Genomic DNA, 21,118 nt, shown 5'->3' on the forward strand with positions numbered 1-21,118 from the left:
CCCCTTGTAATAGAAGAGGGCCCCACATGGTGGGGGCCCTCTTCTGCCTGAACAACAGATTGTCACTAGCATACGTGGACCAGCCTCGTCCCGTACAGTGCAGCCTGTCCCGACACCGAGAACGGGATGGGTACGTTTCTTGCCGCTCCACCGCGGCGAGATGTGGCTGCGCCGCCTACTAGGGGTCGGGGAGACCAAGGTCCCTGATCCTCCACGGTGGAATGCCGACGTCGATCAGCTCCTGTGCCTCGTCGCCGTGGCGGACAAAGATCCGTTGGAACACGAGCTGCGGCGAGAGGACGGCGAGCTGAGGACACGGACGAACGATGCCGTACAGGCCGCCGCCGTGAACGGGCACGCCGTACGCGAACGCTGGCACACCAGCACGGGCACCGGGGTTGCTCAGAACACCATCCTCCTCGGCCTCCTCGCAGACGGCGCCGAACACCTCCTCGACCTGAGCGGGCGAGAGCCGGGCCCACCACGAAGCCGCGATTTCACCTGCGTTCCGCTCCAACACCGCCCGGCGGGCCAGTTCGGCCTCCTCCCGGATGCGCCGCTCTTCCTCCTCGGCGCGGCGCTTCTGCTGCAGGGCCTCCTGCCGCGCCACCCGTTCACACTCCGCCTGCGCCTCGTGATCCCTCCGCCCTCGCGCGGCAGCCTGCGCCCGCAGGCGTCGGTACTCGGCCGCTCGCTCCTCTCTCCTACGCGCGGCTTCAGTCGCCCGCTTCCTCCGCTCCGCTTCACGAGCCTGCGCAGCAGCCTCCCGCTGTGGCCGCAACCGCTCATACTCCACCTGCGCGTGCGCCGACTTCCGGGAGGTCCACCACAGGCCGCGTACGTCGACCTGGTACTCGCCCTCGACAATCCGCGACACCCGGCGGTAGCCGGGCAGGGCCCGGGTAGTAACGACGGCGCCCCGAAGGACCCACCCCACGAAACGGGGGAGCAGCTCCACTCGGAACTCCCACCGGCCAGCAGCCGCATTGAACCCCGCGAGCCCGTCGTCGACAGTCCAGCAGCCAGGATGGACATCGAGCGGCGGGCGAACTCGTATCGACGGGACCTCGCCCATCCACACAGGCGCTCGCGGATGAGGTGAGACCCAGCAGACGTCGACGCCGTAGGCACGGTAGCGAGTCGTTCGAGCCTGGATGTCCTTCACGGTGATCGAGGAGAGCTGAGCCTCCCATGCAACGCGTCGTTCACCGTCCGGGGAAGTCGCCATCACATCCGCGCGCCACGAGCCGTCCTGCGCTGCCACTTCGAGCTCGGCGTGCCAGCCAACGGCGCGAATCGCTCCGGCCATCTCCAGCTTCAGCATGTGGTGCTCCCAGGACTCCTCAGCCATCGCGCATTCCAACGGTCGTCCCGCGTCGTGGGCGAAGACGCGCATGCGTCGGGGGCGCGGAGTGTGCTTGGCGTGGACGCCCCACCCGCACTCGGGGCAGGTCAAGCCGGGGCGGGGCCGAACGCGGTAGATGTCGGACCAGGAGAGTCCGCCACCGAGGTCAGGCTGCGAGGCATCGAGGCAGCCAGCCTCCGGGTGTATAGCCGTAAATGCCATTTCAGGCTCCAAGAGGTTAGACGATCGGATAATGGTTGCGCTTGCTTTTAGCCACGCATAATACAAAACTAGCCATACCTCCTGGGGTTGGAGTGCGGATAAGTCGATACTTGAGCTCTGGGCGGTGAGGTGAGCGATTAAATCGACCTTCCCGCAGGACTGTCGGACTGAAATCCGACAGCGTCCCGCGATGGTGTGGAAGAATGCCCGTTTTGTGCCTGCCTTGGGCTTGTGAACTGCGCTAATGGCTTTCGATGTTGGCCGCCTCTGCGTAACGTATGGGAACAGTCCGGTCGCTTGTGACGGTTGTGGTTCACGCCGCGCGAAAACAGGCCGCAAAGGTCTGCACCGGGCGCGATGGCTTTCTACGGGGAGGCAGCGATACCCATGGCACAACTCGATCGGCTTGGCCGGAACAGCGGCCGGGCAGTCTCTGCACTTCTTCTCGCCGCCTGCGTACCCCTCACCGCGGCGTGTACCTCATCGAGCGGCTCGGACAACGAGAAGGACAAGGCGGCGTCCCCCACGGCCACGGCCGCTCCGAGCAAGTCGGCGACGCTCGACCCGACCGAGGCCGCGAAGGCCGAGGCCCTGACCGCGTACAAGGCGTACTGGACGGAACTGCCCAAGGCCTACGCGGTGCCCTCGATCGAGGGCACAGACCTCAAGAAGTACGCCACTGCCGACGCCCTCAACAAGGCCATTGAGGAGACCGCCAACCTCAAGACCAACGGCCGGGTCATGACCGGTGAGCCGGTCCTCTTGAACCCCATCGTGACCGGGGCGGATCTGGAGAAGAAGAGCCCCAGCGTCTCCGTATCGGCCTGCCTGGACGTCTCCAAGTGGAAGATCACGGACAAGAAGACCGGCCAGCCGGCACCCGTTGCGTCCAGCCCCGTCCCCAAGTACGTCATCACGAGCATGATGGAGCGCTGGAACGGCGCCTGGATGGTCCTCAAGTACGAACTCCACGCGGACCAGCCGTGCTGACCCGCCGGCACGTCGCTCTTGCCCTTCCCCTCGCCGTGTCTCTGGTTCTCCCCGCCACAGCCGAAGCAGACGAGAAGCCGAAGTGCGAGACCGGCTTCGTCTGTCCGATCGTCGTGGTCCCTGGTGGTCCCGGCGGAAGCACTGGCGGAGAAACCGGAGGCGGTGGTGGAGGCGGTGGTGGAGGCGCTGGTGGAGGAGATACCGGCGGAGGCGACAGCCGCTACACCTGCACCTACACCCTGGCCGACCCTCAGCCCGACGACGAGAACCCGCTGTGGGGGCCCGGCGGCCGGAAGCCCGGCGTGTCCATGTACATCGAGGACTGCCTCGACAAAGAAACCGGCATGCACGACGTCAAGAACATCTTCACCGACGCCCCGCCTGGCGGCGGAGGCCCGGTGATTGACCCCGCCGTCGTGGCGCGCCAGGCCGTGGACAAGATGCGCCTGCGTCCGCCGGCGATCGGCATCACCCCCAAGCCGGGCGGCAAGGGCGTGGTCGGGATGCCCGTCTACATGTGGACCGAGACCGGCCCCGAGACGTACGGCCCGAACGTGGCCTCGGCGTCCGTCGGACCGGTGTCGGTGACGGCGACGGCCAGGGTGTCGAAGATCGTGTGGAACATGGGCGACGGGAAGACCGTCACCTGCACGACGGCCGGCACGCCCTACAAGCCGGAGTACGGCAAGAACTCGTCTCCGGACTGCGGACACCGCTACGACAAGCCGTCCTCCACCACCGGTTCCGGCACGTACCACGTCACCGCGACGTCCACCTGGTCGATCGACTGGCAGGTCACCGGCGGCGCCCAGGGCGGCCAGCTGACCGAGATCCGCACGAGCGCCGTGGACATCAACGTCGCCGAGGTCCAGGTCCTCAACTAGAACGCGCACGGCTGCACTTCCCGAGAGGCATCATCCGAATGGAAACCCCCGCCGCCCCGCCGGTCCCGCGTCCGGCCGGCCTGCGCACCGAACTCCCCATCACCACCGCGGCACCCGTGAAGAAGCAGCGCCGGTACGCCGCGGCCGCCCTCAGCACCGTCCTGGCCGTCGCGGCCGCCCTCGGCGCGGCGGCCGCGGTGTCCGCCGTAGGCGATCGCACGAAGGTCCTGGCCATCGCCAACGACGTCCCCGCCGGGCAGCCGCTCACCGACGCGGACATCATCGTCGCGGAGGTCTCCGCCGACTCGGCCCTCACCCCGATGCCCGCCACCGACCGCGCGAGCGTCGTGGGCAAGCGCCCCGCGGTCGACCTGCGCAAGGGCAGCCTGCTCGTCGCCGGCCAGCTGCAGCCCGGCACCGGCCTCGGGCGACGACAAGCAGCAGGTCGGTGTCCAGGTCAAGCGCGGTCAGGCCCCCGCGGGCTCCCTCGTCCCGGGGGACAAGGTCCTCGCGGTCACCGTCCCCGGCCAGGGCGAGCAGCCCACCGGCAAGGACGGCGCCGAAGCCCCGCCCACCTCCGTCAAGGCGGTCGTCGTCTCCGTCAGCCGGCCCGACGCCTCCGGCGCCGTCGTCGTCAACCTGGCGGTCTCCTCCTCCGACGGGCCGCTGCTGGCCACCCGCGCTTCCTCCGGACGGATCGCCCTGGTCCGCGACGTGCGGACCGGATCGTGACCGTCACCGCGCTGGTCAGCGCAAAGTCGTGCGGGGTCACCACCAGCGCCCTCGCGATGACCCTGTCCTCCACCCGCCCGTCACTGCTGGCCGAATGCGACCCGGCCGGCGGCACCATAAGGGCTGGCCTTTTTCAGGCCCAGATCACCGCCGGGACCGGCCTCTACCACCTCGCCGTCGCCGAACGCGCTGGCGAGGACGCCCTCGCGCAGGCCTTCGCCAGCCACCTCGTCAGCCTCGACCAGTCCGGTAACCGCCAGGTCCTGCCGGGCCTGACCGACCCCGCCCAGGCCCCTGCCCTCGCCCGGACCTGGCCCGCCCTGGCCCAGGTCATGCGCGTGCTCTCCGACGAAGGCGGCTACGACGTCGTCATCGACGCCGGCCGCCTGGCCCTGGAGTCCGGCCGCCTCCACCACACCCTCACCCCCGCACCCCTCCTCCACGGCGCCGACCTGGTCCTCCTCGTCGTACGCGCCACCGACCAGTCACTCGCCCTGGCCCGACACATGACCGAGCCTCTGCGTAACGAGCTCACCGACCGCGGCACCGGCCCGGACGCCCTCGGGGTCCTCCTCATCGAGGACGGCCCCCGCCGCGCCCACGAGGTCTCCGAAGCCCTGCGCCTGCCCGTGATGGCGGCGCTCCCCTGGGAGCCGGACACCGCCGCGTACCTGGCGGGAACCGGCCGGGCCCCTCGCAAGCTCAGCAAGTCCGCGCTCCTGGGCTCCGCCCGCACCGCGCTCGGCCACATCCAGGCAGCAGCCTCACGCCGGGCCCTGCACCAGAAGTACGCGCCCACCGCACCGGCACCGGCCGCCCTGCCGGCGCCGGCAGCTGCGCCGGCACCCGCTTTGGAGGCACCTGCTCCGCAGGTCGCCGGGGTGCTCCAGCGCCTGGGCCAGGGAAAGGTGGACCCTCGTGTCTGACACCCAGCAGCGCCCCGACGGCGGGGCCGCGCGAGGCCCCGCCGACATCGCCGGACTGCTGACCGGCCGCATCGGTGCGACCCGCATCCCTCAGCCCACCGCTGTACCCGCACCGGCGCCCGCGCGGCCGGCCCCCACCCAGGCGGCAGCCGCAGGCCCGGGCGCCGTACCGAAGCTGGCTGGGCTTCCTGGCCAGCTGCCCGTCGGCTGGGAAGTGATCGAGGCGCTCCAGGCGGAGGTGTCCGCCGAGCTGTCCGCGCACGACCCCAGCCGCCTCCTGGAGGAGGACGACCGCCGGGCCCAGGCCCGCTCCATGGTGACCAAGGCGGTTGCCAAGTGGGCCACGAAGTACGCCCACGGCAACCCCGACCTGACCGCGGCCGAGGAACACGCCGTCGGGGCGGCCGTCTTCGACGCGATGTTCCGCGGCGGCCGCCTCCAGGGCCTCCTGGACGAGCAGGGCGTCGAGGACGTCATGGTCGACGGGGTCCGCGCGCACATCGAGTACTACGACCGCCCTCGGCGCACCATCGAACGGGTCGCCGACTCGCACGCCGAGCTGATCACCTGGGTGAACCGGATGGCCGGCCTGTCCGGCCACGGCGAGCGCGCCCTGACCCAGGCCACGCCCAACGTCGGTTTCCGTATGCCCGACGGCTCCCGCGTCACCGCGAGCCTGCTCACCACCCGCCCGTCGGTGGTCATCCGAAAGCACCGCATCCGCCAGCACGGCATCGACGAGCTCGTCCGCTGGGGCTCGATCAACCCACTCCTGCGAGCCTTCCTCCAGTCCTGCGTCCAGGCGAAGCTGAACATCCTGGTCGTCGGCGACATGGGAGCGGGCAAAACCTCCCTGCTGCGTGCCCTGGGCCGGGAGATCCCGCCGGGGGAGCGGATCGCCACCCTGGAGTCCGACCGCGAGCTCTACCTCGACGAGCCCGGGCCGCCCGACAAGCCGGGGCCGCTGACGTTCGCGTTCGAGGCCCGCCAGTCCAACGGCGAGGTCCGCGCCGGCGCCAACTCCGGCGAAGTAACCATCGGCGACATGTTCCCCACCGCCCTGCGCTACAACGTGCACCGGGTCATCGTCGGCGAGGTCCGCTCCACCGAGGTCCTGCCCATGCTCCAGGCCATGTCCGCAGGCGGCTCCGGCTCCATGTGCACCCTGCACGTCCGCCGCCCGCACGCGATCATCTCCCGCCTTGTGCAGCTGTGCACCGAGGCCGGCATGCAGACCGAGGCCGCAAACCACCTCATCGCCTCCGCGATCGACGTGGTCGTCTACCTCACCTACCTCGACGAAACCGCCATCGGCGGCCGCAAGCACCGCTTCGTCTCCCACATCTACGAGGTCCACGACGTCGTCGGCGAAGGCGGCCGCCCCACCACCAGCGAGCTCTTCGCCCCCCACGGAGACGAACCGCGCGCGGTGTACCGGAACATGCCCTCCTTCATAGACGTACTGGAGCGCACCGGCACCTTCGACCGCCGCTGGCTGACCCAGAACCCCGAAGGCGCCTGGGGCCCGACCCTGGAGCTGGTGAAACGATGAACTCCGCCCAGCTCGCCCTCGTCGCAGCCCTGTGCGCCCTCGTCATGGTCCTCGCCGGCCTGATCGCCGTACGCGAGTGGCGCGGTCGTGTCGTGGACCCGGCGAAGCCTGCCTCCCGGCGCGCCAGCCGGATCCGCGCGGCGAAGGCCGGCCTGCCCGAGGCCTGGCAGCGCCGCTGGCGCGCCCTGGTCACCACCGCTGGCATCACCGTTCTCGTGGTGTGGGCGTACACCGGGTGGCCCGTCCACGGCGTCCTCGCCGGCGCCGCGGTCCTGGGCTTCCCCTTCCTCCTCAATCCGGGTGTCGCCGCCGAGCAGCGCATCGAGCGGCTGGAGGCAATCGGCCAGTGGCTCAACGGCCTGGCCGGCATCCACACCGCCGGCATCAGCCTCGTGCAGACCATCCGCGCCTCCGCCCGCAACGCCCCCGCGCCCATCGCCGCGAACGTGCGCGCCCTCGACGAGCGGCTGCGGTCCGGCATGGACTCCAAGCAGGCCTTCGCGCTGTTCGCGGACGAGCTCGGCGACGGTGTCGTAGACCACGTCGCCCTGCTCTTCCAGTCGCACGCAGCCAACATGGGCCCCGGCCTGTCGACGGCGCTGGAGGCCCTCGCGGTGACGATCCACCAGCAGGCCGCCGACGCCCGCGACATCGAGTCCGACCGCGCCAAGATCCGCAAATCCTCGCGGATCGTCAGCATCGTGATCTGCATCGTCTTCGTCGGCTGCATGCTCAACGAGGCCTGGAGCGCCTGGTACCAGTCCCCGGCCGGTCAGCTCGCCCTCGCGATCCTCGGCGGGCTCTTCGCCTGGACGCTGTCCTGGCTGCGCCGCGCGGCCGCGACCAAGCCGGACCCCCGCCTCCTCAACCCCCTGGACCAGGCCGAGCCGGCCCTGACGGGAGCCGCCCGATGATCCCCATGGAAGCGGTCCTTCCCGCCGCGGCCGCAGGCGCCCTCACGGGCGTGGCCATCCGCGCCCTGTTCCCGGCCCGGCCCGACGTCGTCTCCGTCATGGACCGGCTCGACGCCGACCACATCGCCCGCCAGCCCCGTATCGCCGCCACCAGCACCGGGTCCCTGCCCGAGAAGGTCGGCATCCGCCTCCTGTCGGCGTTTGGCGAGCGGATCACGCTGCCCGTCCGCGACCTCAACCTGCTGAGGATCAGCCCGGCCGAGCACCTCGGCAAGCGGTTCCTCTTCGCCCTGTACGGGCTGGTCCTGCCGCAGCTGGCCGGGGCGCTGCTGTCGATGCTGGGGGTCGGCCTGCCGTTCGTGATGCCGGCCGCCGCCGGCCTCGGTCTGGGCGCCCTGTTCTGGCTGTGGCCCGGCCAGGAGGTCAAGAAGGAGGCCGCGGCCGCCCGCCTTGTCGTACGGCACGCCGCCGCCTCCTACCTCGACCGCGTCGCCCTGGCCCGCATCGCCAACTCCGGCGCCGCCCAAGCGCTCACCGATACCGCGGACGTGGGCGACGGCTGGATCTTCGAGCGGATGCGCCAGGCCTTCTACGAGGCCGACCTCGCCGGCGTCACCGTCTGGGACGCCCTCAAGCAACTCGGCGAGGAACTCGACATCCCCGAACTGACCCGCCCCGCCGACACCCTCGCCCTCGCGGGCGACGGCGCCGCCGTCTACACCACCCTCCAGGCCCAAGCCCGCCAGCTGCGCGTCGCGATCCTCGCCGACGCCAAAGCCCAAGCCAACGAAGCCAGCACCAGCATGGTCCTGCCGGTCACCTTCGCGGTCCTGCTGATGCTCGTCTTCGTCGTCCTGCCACCCGTTGTCTCCATGTTCAACGGCTGAACCCCAAGGGAGAACACCATGCACATCCGCGCCCTGACCACCTTCCTCGCCGCCCGTGTCGAGCGGCTGAAGAACGCCCCGAAGGACGCCGGCCAGACCTCGGCCGAGCTCGCCGTCATCGCCGGCGTCGTCATCGCCATCGCCATCGCGGTCGTCGCCGCGATCAAGACGTTCACCGACGCCAAGATCCCGCTCATCAGCGGCTGAACCAACCACCACGAGAAGGGGAGCGGCGTGAAAGACCAGGCCGGCAACCGATGGCAGCGCCTACGCGCACGCCTGCGGGACGAAGGCGACCGGGGCTCGGGCAGCGTGGAGCTGGCCGTGCTCGCCGTCATCGTGTTGTTCCTGGTCTTCGCCGCGATCCAGACCGGCATGTACTACCACGCCCGATCCGTCGCCCGCTCCGCCGCCACCCAGGGGGTGGAGGCCGGCCGCCAGCTCGGCGCCGGCCCCGGCGACGGAGTCGCCCAGGCCCAGGAACTCCTCGCCAAGTACGGCAGCGTCCGCGGGGCGAGCGTGTCCGCCGACGGCAGCGGCCCCGAGCAGATCCGCATCACCGTGCGCGGCACCGTCGCCACCCTGGTCCCCGGCTTCGAACTGGACGTCGTCCAGAGCGCCGAGGCTCCGGTCGAGCGCTGGGTGGAGGCGCAGTGAAGCGGGCCCGGCGCATCAACTGGCGCGAGGACCGGGGCAGCTACAGCGTCGAGACCGTCATCCTCGCCCCGGCCATCATCGCCCTCATGCTCCTCATGATCGCCTTCGGCCGGATCACCGACGCGTCCGGCGCCGTGGAAGGCGCCGCCCGCGCGGCCGCCCGCGCCGCCTCCCTTGAACGGGAAGCAGGCGCAGCGCAAGCCTCCGGAGCGGCGGCCGCGACCCGCAGTCTCAACGGCGAGGGCATCCACTGCGCCTCCTCCAGCGTCTCGGTCGACACCTCCGGGTACGGCCTCGACCTCGGCCAGGAGGCCACCGTCCGCGTCACCGTGGCCTGCACGGCTGCGCTCGGCGAGATCGGACTGCCCGGGCTCCCGGGATCCCGCACGCTCCGGGCCTCGTGGACCAGCCCGATTGATTCCTACAGGGGCCGCCAGTGATCACCGCCCTCACCCGCCGCCTTGCCGCCGTGCGGGACCGGATCCGCCACGACGGCGACCGCGGGTCGCTCTCGCCGTTCTACGCATTGAGCGCCATCGGCATCATCATGATCATGGGACTTCTGGTTGACGGCGGCGGCGCCCTCAACGCCACGAACAAGGCCACCGGCCTCGCGCAGGAGGCCGCCCGCGCGGCCGGCCAGCAGCTCAACGTCCCCGCCGCCGTCCAGGGCACCGAGATCACGGTGGACCCGGACGCCGCCGTCGCCGCCGCCCAGGACTACCTCGCCACCCAGAACGTCTCGGGCTCCGTGACCGTCACCGACGGCGGCCAGCGGCTCGAAGTCACCGTCCACGACACCTACAACACGTTGTTCGCCCAGTTCGTGGGTAGGTCGACGATCAGCGTGTCCGGCACGGCACACGCCCGACTGCACACCCAAGCCGGAGGCTGACCGCCCCATGAGCACCCCCGTACGCCTGCTCCGCGCCCTACTCGGCCTCGCCGTCCTGGCAGCCCTCATCGCCGGCATCCCCCTTGTCCTGCTGGCCGTCGGGTACCAGCCCACGGACTTCACCGGCGGATGGGACCTGCTGACCCAGCAGGACGACGGCCGGCTCTTCTTCACGGTGCTCACGACCATCGGCTGGATCGGCTGGGCGGCCTTCACCCTCTCTGCCCTCGTCGAAATCGTCGCGCTGTTCCGCGGCCGGAAGGCGAAGCGGATCAAGGGCCTCGGCGGGCTGCAGTCCTTCGCCGGCCTCCTCATCGGCGGCCTCGTCCTGGTCGCCCCCACCGCCGCCTCGGCCGCGACCACCGGCCCGGCCGTCGCGGCGACGACAGCAGTACAGGCCGCAGGCACCAGCAGCGCGGCGACCGCCGAAACGGCGGCCGCGGCGCAGCAGGACGCCTGGCCCACCCACACCGTGACCGGCGATTCCGAGCTCCCGTGGGACCTGGCGGAGCAGTACCTGGGCAGCGGCCCGCGCTGGAAGGACATCGCCGCCCTTAATCCGAGCATCCCGCAGCTCGCGGCAGGCGACCAGTTCCTGCCCAAGGGCGCCGTGATCCGGCTGCCAGCCGACGCTAACATCGCCAAGCCAGCGGCCCCGGCTCCGGCCGCCCCGTCCCAGGCAGCACCCGAGACCGCCACGCCCCCGCAGCAGCCCGTACAGGCCGCTCCCACGGACGCGAAGCCGGCCGCGGCCGAGGAGAAGCACGTCGTCAAGACGGACGAGAACCTGTGGGGCATCGCCGACCAGCACGGCAACCCTGAGGACTGGCCGAAGATCTTCGAAGCCAACAAGGGCAAACCCCTGCCCGGCGGCGGCACGTTCGACAACCCCGACCTGATCGTTCCCGGCCAGGAGCTCACGCTCCCCGCCACAGTGACCCCGGCGCCCGCCGCTGACAGCAGGCCCGCCCCGGATTCCAAGACGCCCCCGAAGCCGGACACCGCGAAGGACACCCCCACACCCGCAGCCCCCGCGCCCGCCACCCCGGCTCCGGCCGCCTCAACCCCCGGCACCGGCCCCACCACTGCCGCTCCCGCGCCCGCGCTGGACGGTCAGAAGGCGGACAGCACTCAGCAGGCACACGATGACGAGGCTCTGGCGCCTGCTGCCGTCTGGATGGGTGCAGGTGTCCTGGCGTCCGCGCTCATCGGCACCCTCGCCACCCGCCGCATCCTCCAGCAGCGCCGCCGCCGGCCCGGCCGCCGCATCCCGATGCCCACCGGCAGCGCCGCCGCCACCGAGCAGGGCCTGCGCTCCGCCCAGCACCCCACCGGCTTCGACCTCCTCGATGCAGCCCTGCGCACCCTCGCCCTCAACCTCGCCGCCGCCGAGCGCGAACTGCCGGTGGTCACCGCCGTCGTCCTGCACGAGCAGAAGGTCGAGCTCCACCTCGACCAGGACACCGCGCCGATGAAGCCCTTCTCCGGCACCGCGGGGCGCACCGACCTGTGGAGCTGCGCGGCCTCCAGCCCCGACCTCGCCGACCGCGACGCCCTCCAGGGCGCCGACGCGCCCTACCCGGCCCTGGTCTCCCTGGGCTGGGACGGCGCCGGCCGCCTGGTCCTCGTCGACCTGGAGCACGTCGGCGTGCTGCACCTGGACGGCGACGCCGACCACGCCCGCCACGTCCTCCAGGCCATCGCGGTAGAGCTGGCCAGTACCCCGCTGCCCGGCCACCTGGAGATCACCGCGCTTGCCGAGACGGCCGCCGGCCTCGACGAGGCAGCACCCGAACGCGTCGCCCGCACCGACACCCTCACCGAAGCGGTCGCCGAACTCACCAGCCACACCGCCGACCAGCGCCGAGCCCTGGCCGCGCTTGGTGCACCCACCCTCCGCGCAGCCCGCCTCCAGGAAGACGCCGGCGGCTCCTGGACTCCCCACATCCTCCTCGCCGCCGAACTCCCCGAAGGCGACCAGACCAAGGTGCTGCTCGACCTGATCACGGCCCAGCCACGGGTCGCCGGCGCGGTCGTCACGGCCAGCGAGAACGCGGACCTGGACCCGGAGGAGGGCTGGACACTCCACTGCGCAGGACCCGACGAGACCATTGTCCTGCCCGGCTCCGATCTGCCCATCAAGCTCCAGGGCCTGACCGACCCTCACTTCGCCGACGCGATCGAACTGCTCACCCTCTCCGCCGCCGATACAGACGTACCCGCCCGCGACGAGTGGCTGGACGGCCTCCTCGACTCCGACGAGCGCCCGGACGAGCAGAAGGACCAGGCGCAGGAGGAGACGGAAGAAGAAGACCTGACGGACGAGACCGGCGAGGACGAAGCACCCCAGCCGGAGTCTGGTGCCGACGAGGATGGGATGCCGGACGAGTACGCCGGCATTGAGCGCGAGGAACTGGAGACCGAGCACCAGGCCGGCACCGACACCGACACTGACACCGGCGCTGGCGAGACGGACGAGGAGCTCGCGGAGCCCGCAGTCCTCCCGGCTGAGGTACCCGACGACGAGACCGAGCACGGCACCACCAGCCCGACCATCGCCGACCTCTTCGAGCCGCCCGCCGTTCCCACCCCCGCCCCGGAGCCAGCAACTGCTGGGCCGGAACCGGCGCCTGAACCTGCACTGCTGACGAGGCAAGGAAGCGACTCGGCCGAGACCCGCCCTGAGGCAGACAACCCGGTCCCGGCCCCTCTCCCGGTCCCGGCCGCGGTTCCCGTACCGGTGCCGGCCCCGACTCGCGCCGCTGACGATTCCGACGGTCCCGAGGGCAGCGCGCCAGCGGTGCTCCTGCTCGGCCGGGTGGTCATCGAAGGCGCAGCCGGCCGGATCGACTCCAACCGGCAAAGCGCAGCCGTTGAGCTCGTCTCCTACCTCGCGCTCAACCCCGGCGCCGACCACCACGCGATCGACGACGCCCTCTGGCCGGGCCGCTTGGTCAACAAGCAGATGCGCAACGCCGTCATCTCCCGCACCCGCTCCTGGCTCGGCAAGGACGCCGCGGGCGAGGCGTACTTCCCCCGGGTCCAGGACACCGGCGACAGCCGCTACCGCCTCGCCCAGGCCGTCACCTGCGACTGGAAGATGTTCCAGAATTTCGCCCGTACCGGCCTCGCCCGCCACGACGAGGACGGCGAGCTCGCCCTGCGCCGGGCCCTGGCCCTCGTCCGCGGCCGCCCCTTCGCTGCGATCGACCCCCAGCGCTACGCCTGGGCGGAGCCGGCCGTCCAGGAGATGGTCTCGGCCATCGCCGACGTTGCCTACGAGCTGTCCACCCGCCGCCGGGAGGCCGGTGACTGCGCCGGCGCGCTCTGGGCCGCGCACCAGGGCCTCCTCGCCGCCGAGGAGAACGAGATGTTGCACCGGCAGGTCTTCCTGGCCTACCACGCGGCCGGAGACGTGGACTCTCTCCGCGAAGCCGCCGCGCGGCTGGCCCGGATCAACGAGGGCCTCGGCGGGGGAGTGGATATGGAGGCCGAGACCGCGCAGCTGCTGAGCACCCTGCTGCCGAAGTCGGTCATCCGGCGCTGACGGCCCGCCGACTGGGTATCGCCATACAGGCAAGGCCCGGATTCCCCCCGCTGCGGGCTGGGGGATCCGGGCCGCGTTGCTCCGCTGTCCGTTCTGTTTCGCGCCCATTGAAGCGGCCACCGGCTGCGAGAGCGCCACGAACTGCAGCCTCCTGCGACGGACGCTGGCGCCCGAGGGGGTGGTTCATGTCACAGCAGATTGCGACCGAGGCCTTTGAATCGCCCTCCCACGCCCAGGCCCGGCCGGGAGCCGAGTTCATCGGAGCCGATGAGCACCTGCCGAACCGGGCCTGAGGCCGGTTCGGGATCCTCTTGCCGACTCCCCTCATCGGCGACTCAACTGGGCTGCCTGCACACCCAGTACGCACCGACCGGCCATGCTGCATACCGCGCGGCTTGTTCCGAGCAGGACTTCGCTGCTCTGATCGGTCGGGGCGCCGCAGGGCTGGCTGACAGCCGCTCACAAGAACGCGGCGCGAACCGTATACGCACGGTCTGACACAGGCGTTAACCGGCCAACGGTGGGTGTTTGCGCCAATCGGAGAGTGCTGCTTCCATGTCGCCATCTCACCGCCCTGACCTGCTGGTTTTGCCAGCGGAGGACGTGGTGTGCCCGGCTACTGGGTGACGACAAAGGGACTTGAAGTGCGGGACATCTATGAGCGGCTGCTTGCCGCGGCGAGTCTGCGTTCGACTGACGGGGCAATCCGCGTCAGCGCGGAGTACGAGCCGATCGGTGGCGCCGGGGACACGCTGTTCCCGCCCACGGTGAAAATCAAGGAAACCGATGGCGCCGGCTACCTCGTCGAACCCCGCTACGTGAACGGCGAGAAGGTCGAGGTCGTCTGGCTCGACCAGCCGCAGTCACAGGCGAACCGCTGCGAGCAGGCACTCATGGACGCCATCCGCGAGGGATCCGCGTACCTTCCCCACCTGCTGCTGGTCACCCAGTCGGCGGGTGTCCCCGTGCGAACGACGAACCTGCAAGCCCCCCACCGGTCCAGGGACGCCTACTTCCGGGACGCCGAGGATGCGACTGGTGCCGCCTTCGACAAGACCGAGGCGGGCCGTGCCCTGCGCCAGGCAAGCTCCGAGGACTGGAGCGCCTACCTGCGCCTGGTACCGAGCGACCTCGCGTACGGGGTGTGGGACTCGCACCGCAAGCGGCGCATCCAGGTGAAGATTCCGCGCGCGTACAAGTCGGCGATGATCGGCATCGCCCCGCTCATCGGGGTTCGCGGGGCCGGCCGCGTCGACCCGCTGAACTTGGCCGGCGACACGGTGCAGGTGTCGGAATCCGGATGGACGCCCGTCGAGGGCACCAAGGCTCCCAAGGGCGCCAAGACGGCCCGCATGTCCGAGCTCGGGCACGGCATGATCCCACCCTCGGAGGGACTGGGTGGCGTCTCGGTGCGCTCGGTCCAGCGCGAGGCGAGCCTTGCGATGGCCCAGCTGGCCTCGCTGCGCTTCGGTGACGCCGGTGAGGAGTTCACGGCGGCGGCCCGCGCCCTGGTGGCAGCAATCGCTCTGCTGGGCGACCGGCTGGCCTTCGCTTCCCCGGCGCTGCGCCTGCGCTCAGGCTGTGACCTGGTGCTCGTTTCCGAGCGGGTGCAGTGGGTCCAGCGCGGCCGGGACGGGCGCCCCCAGGAGGAGCCGCTGGCGGTGAACACCGTGCACGAGGCGCTGGCCCTGTTCGAGATCGCGTCGGAGCGGGCGCGCGCGGCGGGCCTGGAGTGGTCCGCCGAGCCGGTGGCGCTGAAGCCCAACGCGAGCTTGCAGCAGGCCATCGACAAGTCGTTCCTGTCCGACGGCGTCGGCGAGGCAGAGGGCGAGTGACGGCATGCCATTTCGTATAACCGTTCATCTGCTGGACCCCGTCTACCAGGCCTCGACGCTGGACCGTGGGGCGGCCGAGTGGCCGCCCCACCCCTACCGCGTGTTCTGCGGCCTGGTGTCGGTGGCCGATCCGAAGGACCCGGTTCAGGACGCCGCCCTCCAGTGGCTAGAACAGCAGCCCGCCCCGACCGTGCGGGTGCCCGAGCACACGGCCGAGGCGGGGTCGCCGCGCGGCGCGTGGGTGCCGACCAATGGGGTCGAGAAGACCAAGCCCAGCCACGGAGTGCTGCCCGGCCGGACGGCCGGCGGAAAGCCGAAGGTATGGCCCGAGCGCACCCTGGCCGAGCCGACGGTGGAGTTCGAGTGGCCCACCGAACCACCGGCAGGCGTCCACACGGTCCTGGAGATGCTGGCGAGGTCCGTGCCCTACATCGGCCGGGCCACCGGCCACGCCTTCGTACACGCCGCGATCCGGCCCGCTGACGAGAACACCCCTGACGAGGGCCAGTGGCAGGTGTGGGAGCCGGCCGACGACAGCGACGCACACCGAGCGGACGCACAGTCCCTGCGCATCCCGTACCCCGGACTGCTGGCACAGCTGCGGTGGGCTCACGAAGAGGGCCAGAGCGCCTACCAGCAGGCCCGCCCGCACCCCTACGTCCTGCGCGGCACGGTGGCCGAGGATGAGGAACCCACCGTGGTGGAGGGACCGTACTCGGACCTGCTGTCCTTTGCGTTCCCGCCCGGCTTCTCGTTGGACCCGGCCCTCACCTTGAAGGTCACCGGCGCCCTGCGAAGCACGGTCAGCACCCTGCTGGATGAGGCCGGTCATGACGTGGACGCCATGGTCGCGGTCCACGGCCACAAGGCACCGGGCGACGAACGGCGCCTGTGCGCGTTCGTGGCCTACCCGTTCGTCGGGCACCGCCACGCCGACGGCAGGCTGCGCGGTGTGGGCGTAGCCCTGCCCTCCGACCTGGAACCGGCTCACCGTCGCGCCCTGCTGGCCATCCTGCTGCGCGCCGGTGGCGGTCTGGCCGAACTCAACGTCCCGGCCGTATCCGAGCCGATCCCCCTGACCTACATCAGCGCAGGCGCCACACCGACCGACTCCATCCGCACCGTACGGCCGCAGCGCTGGACACGACCCGCCCGCGAGTGGACCACAGCGCTGCCGATGGTGCTGGACTTCTTCCCCAAGCGCCACGGCCGTGAGATCGAGGCCTCGGTGGTCGCGAGCTGCCGCCTCGCCGGCCTTCCCGAGCCGGTCGCCGTGGAAGTCCTCCACTCGGGCGCGTACGCGGCCGGCGCCCCCACCCTTCCGGCGCGCGCCCTGCGCCGCAAGGCCGACGAGCGCCCGCTGCCCGCCCGGCACGTCCGCCTGCGATTCGCCCAACCCGTGACCGGCCCGGTGCTGCTCGGCAGCAAGAAGAACTACGGCCTGGGCCTGTGCCTGCCCACCCATCCGGAGGAGAAGCCCGCATGAGCCTCACCCCGGAACAGGCACTTCGGCTTAAGGAGTTCCCCGACTTCGTCCAGGAAGTCCGAGGCCACCGTCCCTTCCCCTGGCAGACCGCCTACCTCCACGAGGTCGCCGACCGTGGCACCTGGCCGGACCTGGACATCCCCACCGGCCTCGGCAAAACCAGCATCATCGACATCTGGGCCTTCCTCCTCGCCTGGCAGCACACCGCCGGCTCCGGGCGGACGGTGCCGCTGAGGCTCTTCTTCGTCGTCGACCGCCGCCTAGTCGTCGACCAAGCCCACGACAGTGCCCGCGCTCTTCAGCACGCCCTCGACACCGCACTTCCCGACACCGTGACAGCCCGCGTTGCACGCGCACTGCGCGAGATCGCGGGTTCCGGTACGGCGTTGGAGAGCGTACGGATGCGCGGCGGCGTCGACTGGGCCTCGCGCTGGCTGCGCTCTCCCGCCCAGCCGGCCGTCATCACCTCCACTGTCGACCAATACGGCAGCCGCCTGCTCTTCCGCGGCTACCACACCAGCCCCCGCATGCGGCCCATCGACGCCGCCCTGTGCGGCATAGACGCGCTCCTCGCCGTGGACGAGGCCCACATCGCCCTGCCGCTGCTCGTCACGGCCACCGACTGCGCCGCCTACCAGGACACCGCTGCCCAGCCCGAATTCGCCGACCGCGCCGTCAAGGTCGTCAGCCTCTCCGCGACCGCCGCAACCGGTCCCGACCGGCGACGCCACTCCATCACCAGCGCCGACCGAACCCACCCCGTGGCCGGCAGGCGCCTGGCCGCCCAGCGCCGCCTGACACTGCTGGACGCCTCTCCCGGCGCCAAGGACACCGCCGAAGCCTTCGCACGCGCCGCCGAATCCGCCGTCGACACACTGCTGCCGATCGTCGAACGCCCGATGCTCGGAGTGGTCGCCAACACCATCCGAGCCGCCCGCGCCACCTACCGCCTGCTGTCCCAGCGCGACGACGTGGACGTGGTGCTGCTGACCGGCCGCTCCCGCACCCTGGACCGCGAACGACTGCTCGCCAGCCCGCTCGTCACGGAACTCCTCACCGGCGTGAGCGCCCAGCGCGACAAGCCGCTTATCGCGGTCGCCACCCAGACCGTCGAGGTCGGCATCGACATCTCCTTCGCCGGCCTCATCACCGAGAACGCCGCCCTCGCCGCGCTCATCCAGCGCCTGGGCCGCCTTGACCGCACCGGCGACCTCCACCTCGCCCCCGCCCTCGTGATCCGCGCCAGCACCCAGAACGACCAGTCCTCCATCCCCGTCTACGGCGAAGCCGCCGAACACACCTGGAACTGGCTCACCAACCAGGCACCCACCCTGCCCGCGACCGACCTCGATACGACCACCCTCGCCCAGGCACTGCCGGACGGCCTGCTGGTCAACCCGCTCACCCTGCCTGGCCTGCTCGCAGACACCGACGCCACCCTCCTGAATGCGGCACCGCCCCGCATACCCGTAGTGCATCGAACGCTCCTCGACTCCTGGACCCGCACCAGCCCCACCCCCGTCCCCGACCAGGACCCAGCCCCATTCCTGCACGGCCTGGACACCACCCCCGAAGACGTCCAGATCCTCTGGCGAGCCGACCTTCAAGACAGCGCAGGACGCCCGGACTTCGACCAGTGGACGGTCCGCATGCATCAGGTCCCCCCTCACCCAGCCGAAACCGTCGCCATCCCCGCAGCGCAGCTCCGCCGATTCCTCACCCACACCGCGGGCGCTGACGACAGCAGCGACCTCGAAGCCACCCCACAGCCCCCAGAACCCGCCCCCGGACCGAAGAAGGAGAAGCAGCCGCACATGTCGCCAGTGCTGTCCTTCGACGAGGTCCAGGGCGAGTGGGTGCCGGTGACCGAAGCGAACGACATCCGGCCCGGCAGCACCGTGGTCCTGCCCAGCCACTACGGCGGCCACGACGCCTACGGCTGGGCCGGCACTCGCCACCTGCCCACCTGCGACCTCGGGGACTTCCCACCCGCCGCCACCGCCCCCACCCGCCTCCACGCACCCCTGCTCACCCTCCTCGCAGGCGGCGACGAGCACCTCACCGAGGCCCTCACCAAAACCATCACCAGAGCCGTCGCACTCCTGCACGCGGGAGAACAGGAGGAAGCCGCCATCGTGCACACCCTCCTCGACACACTCCTGGGACACCTGAACCGGCACACGGACGGCGCGTACGCCGACCTGGCCCGCGACCGCCTGAGCCACCTTCGGACGGTTGAGCAGTGGACCGTGGAACCCACCGGCCGTACCGAACGCCGAGGACGCGTCGTCCTGGACCCCGAGGAACACGACCGCCTTCTCCTCATCCCCCCACACCTGCCCGCAGGACAGCGAGAACAGGGCGCGGGAGTCGGCGACGAGAGCGCCGACGCCAGCTCGCTGACCAGGCCCGTCCCCCTCAGCCAGCACAGCCTGGCCGTCGCAGACCGCTCCGCAGCCTTCGCCGCCGACCTCGACCTGCCCACCAACCTCATCGACACGCTGCGCACTGCCGGCCACGCCCACGACTGCGGAAAGGCCCACAGCAGATTCCAGTGCATGCTGTGCGCCGGCGACCGGCTCCTCGCCGAATCCCTCGACGAACCCCGCGCGAAATCCGGCATGGACCCCGCCGACCACGCCGCACGCCGACGCGCCGCCAAACTCGCCCAGTGGGCTCCCGAGATGCGCCATGAGGCACTCAGCGCCCTAGCCGTCACCGCCTGGCTCGATACCCGGCCCGCCCATGCACGGGGAACCGACGATGAACTCCTGGTCCACCTCGTCGCAGCCCACCACGGCCACGCCCGACCGCTCCTTCCCCCGGTCACCGACCCCTCTCCGCAGGCCGTGATCTGCACGATGCCCGACGAGCAGCAGGTCACCATCCAGAGCGGCGACATGGGCGCCGATTGGAGCGGCCCCGACCGCTTCCACGCACTCAACCGCCGCTACGGACCCTGGGGCCTGGCCCTCCTCGAAGCCGTCCTCCGCCTCGCCGACATGGCCTGCTCCGAAGAAGGCACCTGACCATGCCGATGCCTACCCACCAGCTCGAACTCCCCGCCCTCTACGGGAGCTCACCACTCGGGTTCCTCGCCGCGCTGGGCACCCTCCACCTCACCACCCACCTCCTCGACGAAGCCCCCCGCCTCTCCTGGCGCGGCCCCGACGCCCCCGCGGTCCTCCACACCCACCAGTGGCTGACCCACGAAACCCTCGCAGGCCTCCTGGCCACCCAGCTCCCCACCCAGCCCGACAAAGACCCCCTGTCCGTCGCCCCCGGCATCCTCGACCAGCCCCGCCACCTCGAACCCGGCTCCCCCAATGACCCACTCCAGATGCCCATCGACGAAGCCCTCACCCGGCTCCGCGCCCACGCCAAAGCCGAACGCGATCACGACGACCACCGCGCCCACTGGTTCACGTCACTGATCAACACCCTTAGCCTCACCCCCGGCAAGAGCGACAAGGACGGGACCCCGAAGAACAAGGGCGCGGCCCGAGGAACCCTGTACACCCGGACCACGCCCTACTTCGGCCGCAGCGGCCGGATGACCCTGCCCAACAACTGGACCAAGGCCTCCCAGCACTGCCTAGAAGACCCCGCCCACCTCTACGCAGCCCTCACCCGATGGCGCCGCGTTGATGACTACGCCGGTGCCAACCTCGACCACTTGTCAACCGGGGACGCCCATATGGTCAGCCACGGCAAAGCCACCCAACAAGGCGTTCCCGGCGCCACCTGGCTCGCACTCCACGGCTTCACCGCCTTCCGCCTGACCGGAAACACCAACCGGCCCCAAGCCACCAGCTGGGACACCAGCAACCACGCCTTCACCTGGCCCATCTGGCACCAACCCCACAACACCAACAGCCTTACGACCCTCCTCGAACACCCCGAGATCAGAACCCGGACCCCCAGACCCACCCGACTCCGCAACCTAGGCGTCACTGCCCTCTACACCGCACCACGCACCCGTCTCCCATACGGCGACGGCCCCCTCGAACCAGGTCGCCGCATCGACGTAGCGGCACAGGAAGTCCGGAATCCGCAGCCCACCGCGACACTCCGGAAAGGCGGATAGGGCGACAATGACCACTACGGAAGAATTGCACTTCGTGCGACCTTTCGGTCCCGACGCAACCGAACCAGAACATCTCTGCGGTTATGCCCCGCAGCACCACTGTGGCGTGCGTCCTCGCAGCGCCGAGGAGCTTTTGCCATCCGTTTCTGCGGGTACGGC

General features: G+C 70.8%; 16 protein-coding genes and 1 pseudogene. 16 read left to right on the plus strand and 1 reads right to left on the minus strand.

All coding sequences use genetic code 11. From position 1 onward, the window contains the following. Window positions 1-178 precede the first annotated feature (178 nt). Window positions 179-1,567, minus strand: coding sequence for a competence protein CoiA family protein (locus tag SSNG_RS38485; RefSeq protein ID WP_128637640.1), 1,389 nt, complete (start codon window positions 1,565-1,567; stop codon window positions 179-181). Between the two features lie 387 nt (window positions 1,568-1,954). Between SSNG_RS38485 and SSNG_RS35845 the strand changes: the two genes are divergently transcribed. The 16 genes and pseudogenes from SSNG_RS35845 to SSNG_RS35925 all read left to right on the plus strand — a co-directional run bounded on the left by SSNG_RS35845 (window position 1,955) and on the right by SSNG_RS35925 (window position 20,959). Then, a complete protein-coding gene (locus tag SSNG_RS35845) occupies window positions 1,955-2,557 on the plus strand; it encodes a hypothetical protein (RefSeq protein WP_042804686.1) in 603 nt (200 codons plus the stop codon). 308 nt (window positions 2,558-2,865) lie between these two features. After that, entirely contained in the window at window positions 2,866-3,441 is a 576-nt protein-coding gene (locus tag SSNG_RS35850) for an ATP/GTP-binding protein (protein ID WP_241695339.1), read from the plus strand. 38 nt (window positions 3,442-3,479) lie between these two features. After that, window positions 3,480-3,788, plus strand: a pseudogene (locus tag SSNG_RS44560) (hypothetical protein); the annotation flags it as partial. A 381-nt stretch (window positions 3,789-4,169) separates the two neighbouring features. After that, the gene (locus SSNG_RS35865; protein ID WP_007268891.1) at window positions 4,170-5,099 is read left to right on the plus strand and encodes a hypothetical protein; all 930 of its coding nucleotides are present in this window, start codon (window positions 4,170-4,172) and stop codon (window positions 5,097-5,099) included. Beyond that, window positions 5,092-6,651 (plus strand): CpaF/VirB11 family protein, encoded by a 1,560-nt coding sequence (locus SSNG_RS35870; protein ID WP_007268892.1) that lies wholly within the window; start codon window positions 5,092-5,094, stop codon window positions 6,649-6,651. The genes SSNG_RS35865 and SSNG_RS35870 overlap by 8 nt, the downstream gene beginning before the upstream one ends. Next, entirely contained in the window at window positions 6,648-7,565 is a 918-nt protein-coding gene (locus tag SSNG_RS35875; RefSeq protein ID WP_007268893.1) for a type II secretion system F family protein, read from the plus strand. The genes SSNG_RS35870 and SSNG_RS35875 overlap by 4 nt, the downstream gene beginning before the upstream one ends. Continuing rightward, window positions 7,562-8,452, plus strand: coding sequence for a type II secretion system F family protein (locus SSNG_RS35880; RefSeq protein WP_007268894.1), 891 nt, complete (start codon window positions 7,562-7,564; stop codon window positions 8,450-8,452). Before SSNG_RS35875 ends, SSNG_RS35880 begins: the two co-directional genes overlap by 4 nt. 18 nt (window positions 8,453-8,470) lie before the next feature. Beyond that, window positions 8,471-8,659, plus strand: a complete 189-nt coding sequence (locus SSNG_RS35885) for a hypothetical protein (protein WP_007268895.1) — start codon at window positions 8,471-8,473, stop codon at window positions 8,657-8,659. A gap of 27 nt (window positions 8,660-8,686) precedes the next feature. Continuing rightward, window positions 8,687-9,109 carry a TadE/TadG family type IV pilus assembly protein gene (locus SSNG_RS35890; RefSeq protein WP_007268896.1) on the plus strand — a complete coding sequence of 141 codons (423 nt, stop codon included), beginning with the start codon at window positions 8,687-8,689 and terminating at the stop codon, window positions 9,107-9,109. Beyond that, window positions 9,106-9,549, plus strand: a complete 444-nt coding sequence (locus SSNG_RS35895; protein WP_007268897.1) for a TadE/TadG family type IV pilus assembly protein — start codon at window positions 9,106-9,108, stop codon at window positions 9,547-9,549. The genes SSNG_RS35890 and SSNG_RS35895 overlap by 4 nt, the downstream gene beginning before the upstream one ends. Further along, window positions 9,546-10,004, plus strand: coding sequence for a pilus assembly protein TadG-related protein (locus SSNG_RS35900; protein WP_241695329.1), 459 nt, complete (start codon window positions 9,546-9,548; stop codon window positions 10,002-10,004). Before SSNG_RS35895 ends, SSNG_RS35900 begins: the two co-directional genes overlap by 4 nt. A 7-nt stretch (window positions 10,005-10,011) precedes the next feature. After that, window positions 10,012-13,551 carry a LysM peptidoglycan-binding domain-containing protein gene (locus SSNG_RS35905; protein WP_007268899.1) on the plus strand — a complete coding sequence of 1,180 codons (3,540 nt, stop codon included), beginning with the start codon at window positions 10,012-10,014 and terminating at the stop codon, window positions 13,549-13,551. A gap of 608 nt (window positions 13,552-14,159) precedes the next feature. Then, window positions 14,160-15,386, plus strand: coding sequence for a type I-U CRISPR-associated RAMP protein Csb1/Cas7u (gene cas7u, locus SSNG_RS35910; RefSeq protein WP_241695330.1), 1,227 nt, complete (start codon window positions 14,160-14,162; stop codon window positions 15,384-15,386). A gap of 4 nt (window positions 15,387-15,390) precedes the next feature. Next, window positions 15,391-16,872 (plus strand): type I-U CRISPR-associated protein Csb2, encoded by a 1,482-nt coding sequence (csb2, locus tag SSNG_RS35915; RefSeq protein WP_007268901.1) that lies wholly within the window; start codon window positions 15,391-15,393, stop codon window positions 16,870-16,872. After that, the gene (gene cas3u, locus SSNG_RS35920) at window positions 16,869-19,901 is read left to right on the plus strand and encodes a type I-U CRISPR-associated helicase/endonuclease Cas3 (RefSeq protein ID WP_007268902.1); all 3,033 of its coding nucleotides are present in this window, start codon (window positions 16,869-16,871) and stop codon (window positions 19,899-19,901) included. Before csb2 ends, cas3u begins: the two co-directional genes overlap by 4 nt. Before the next feature lie 2 nt (window positions 19,902-19,903). Further along, complete coding sequence (locus SSNG_RS35925) at window positions 19,904-20,959, plus strand: hypothetical protein (RefSeq protein WP_206731430.1); 1,056 nt, start codon at window positions 19,904-19,906, stop codon at window positions 20,957-20,959. The last annotated feature ends 159 nt before the right edge of the window (window positions 20,960-21,118 follow it).

Origin of the sequence: Streptomyces sp. C (genome assembly GCF_000158895.1) — a bacterium.
GTDB lineage: Bacteria > Actinomycetota > Actinomycetes > Streptomycetales > Streptomycetaceae > Streptomyces > Streptomyces racemochromogenes.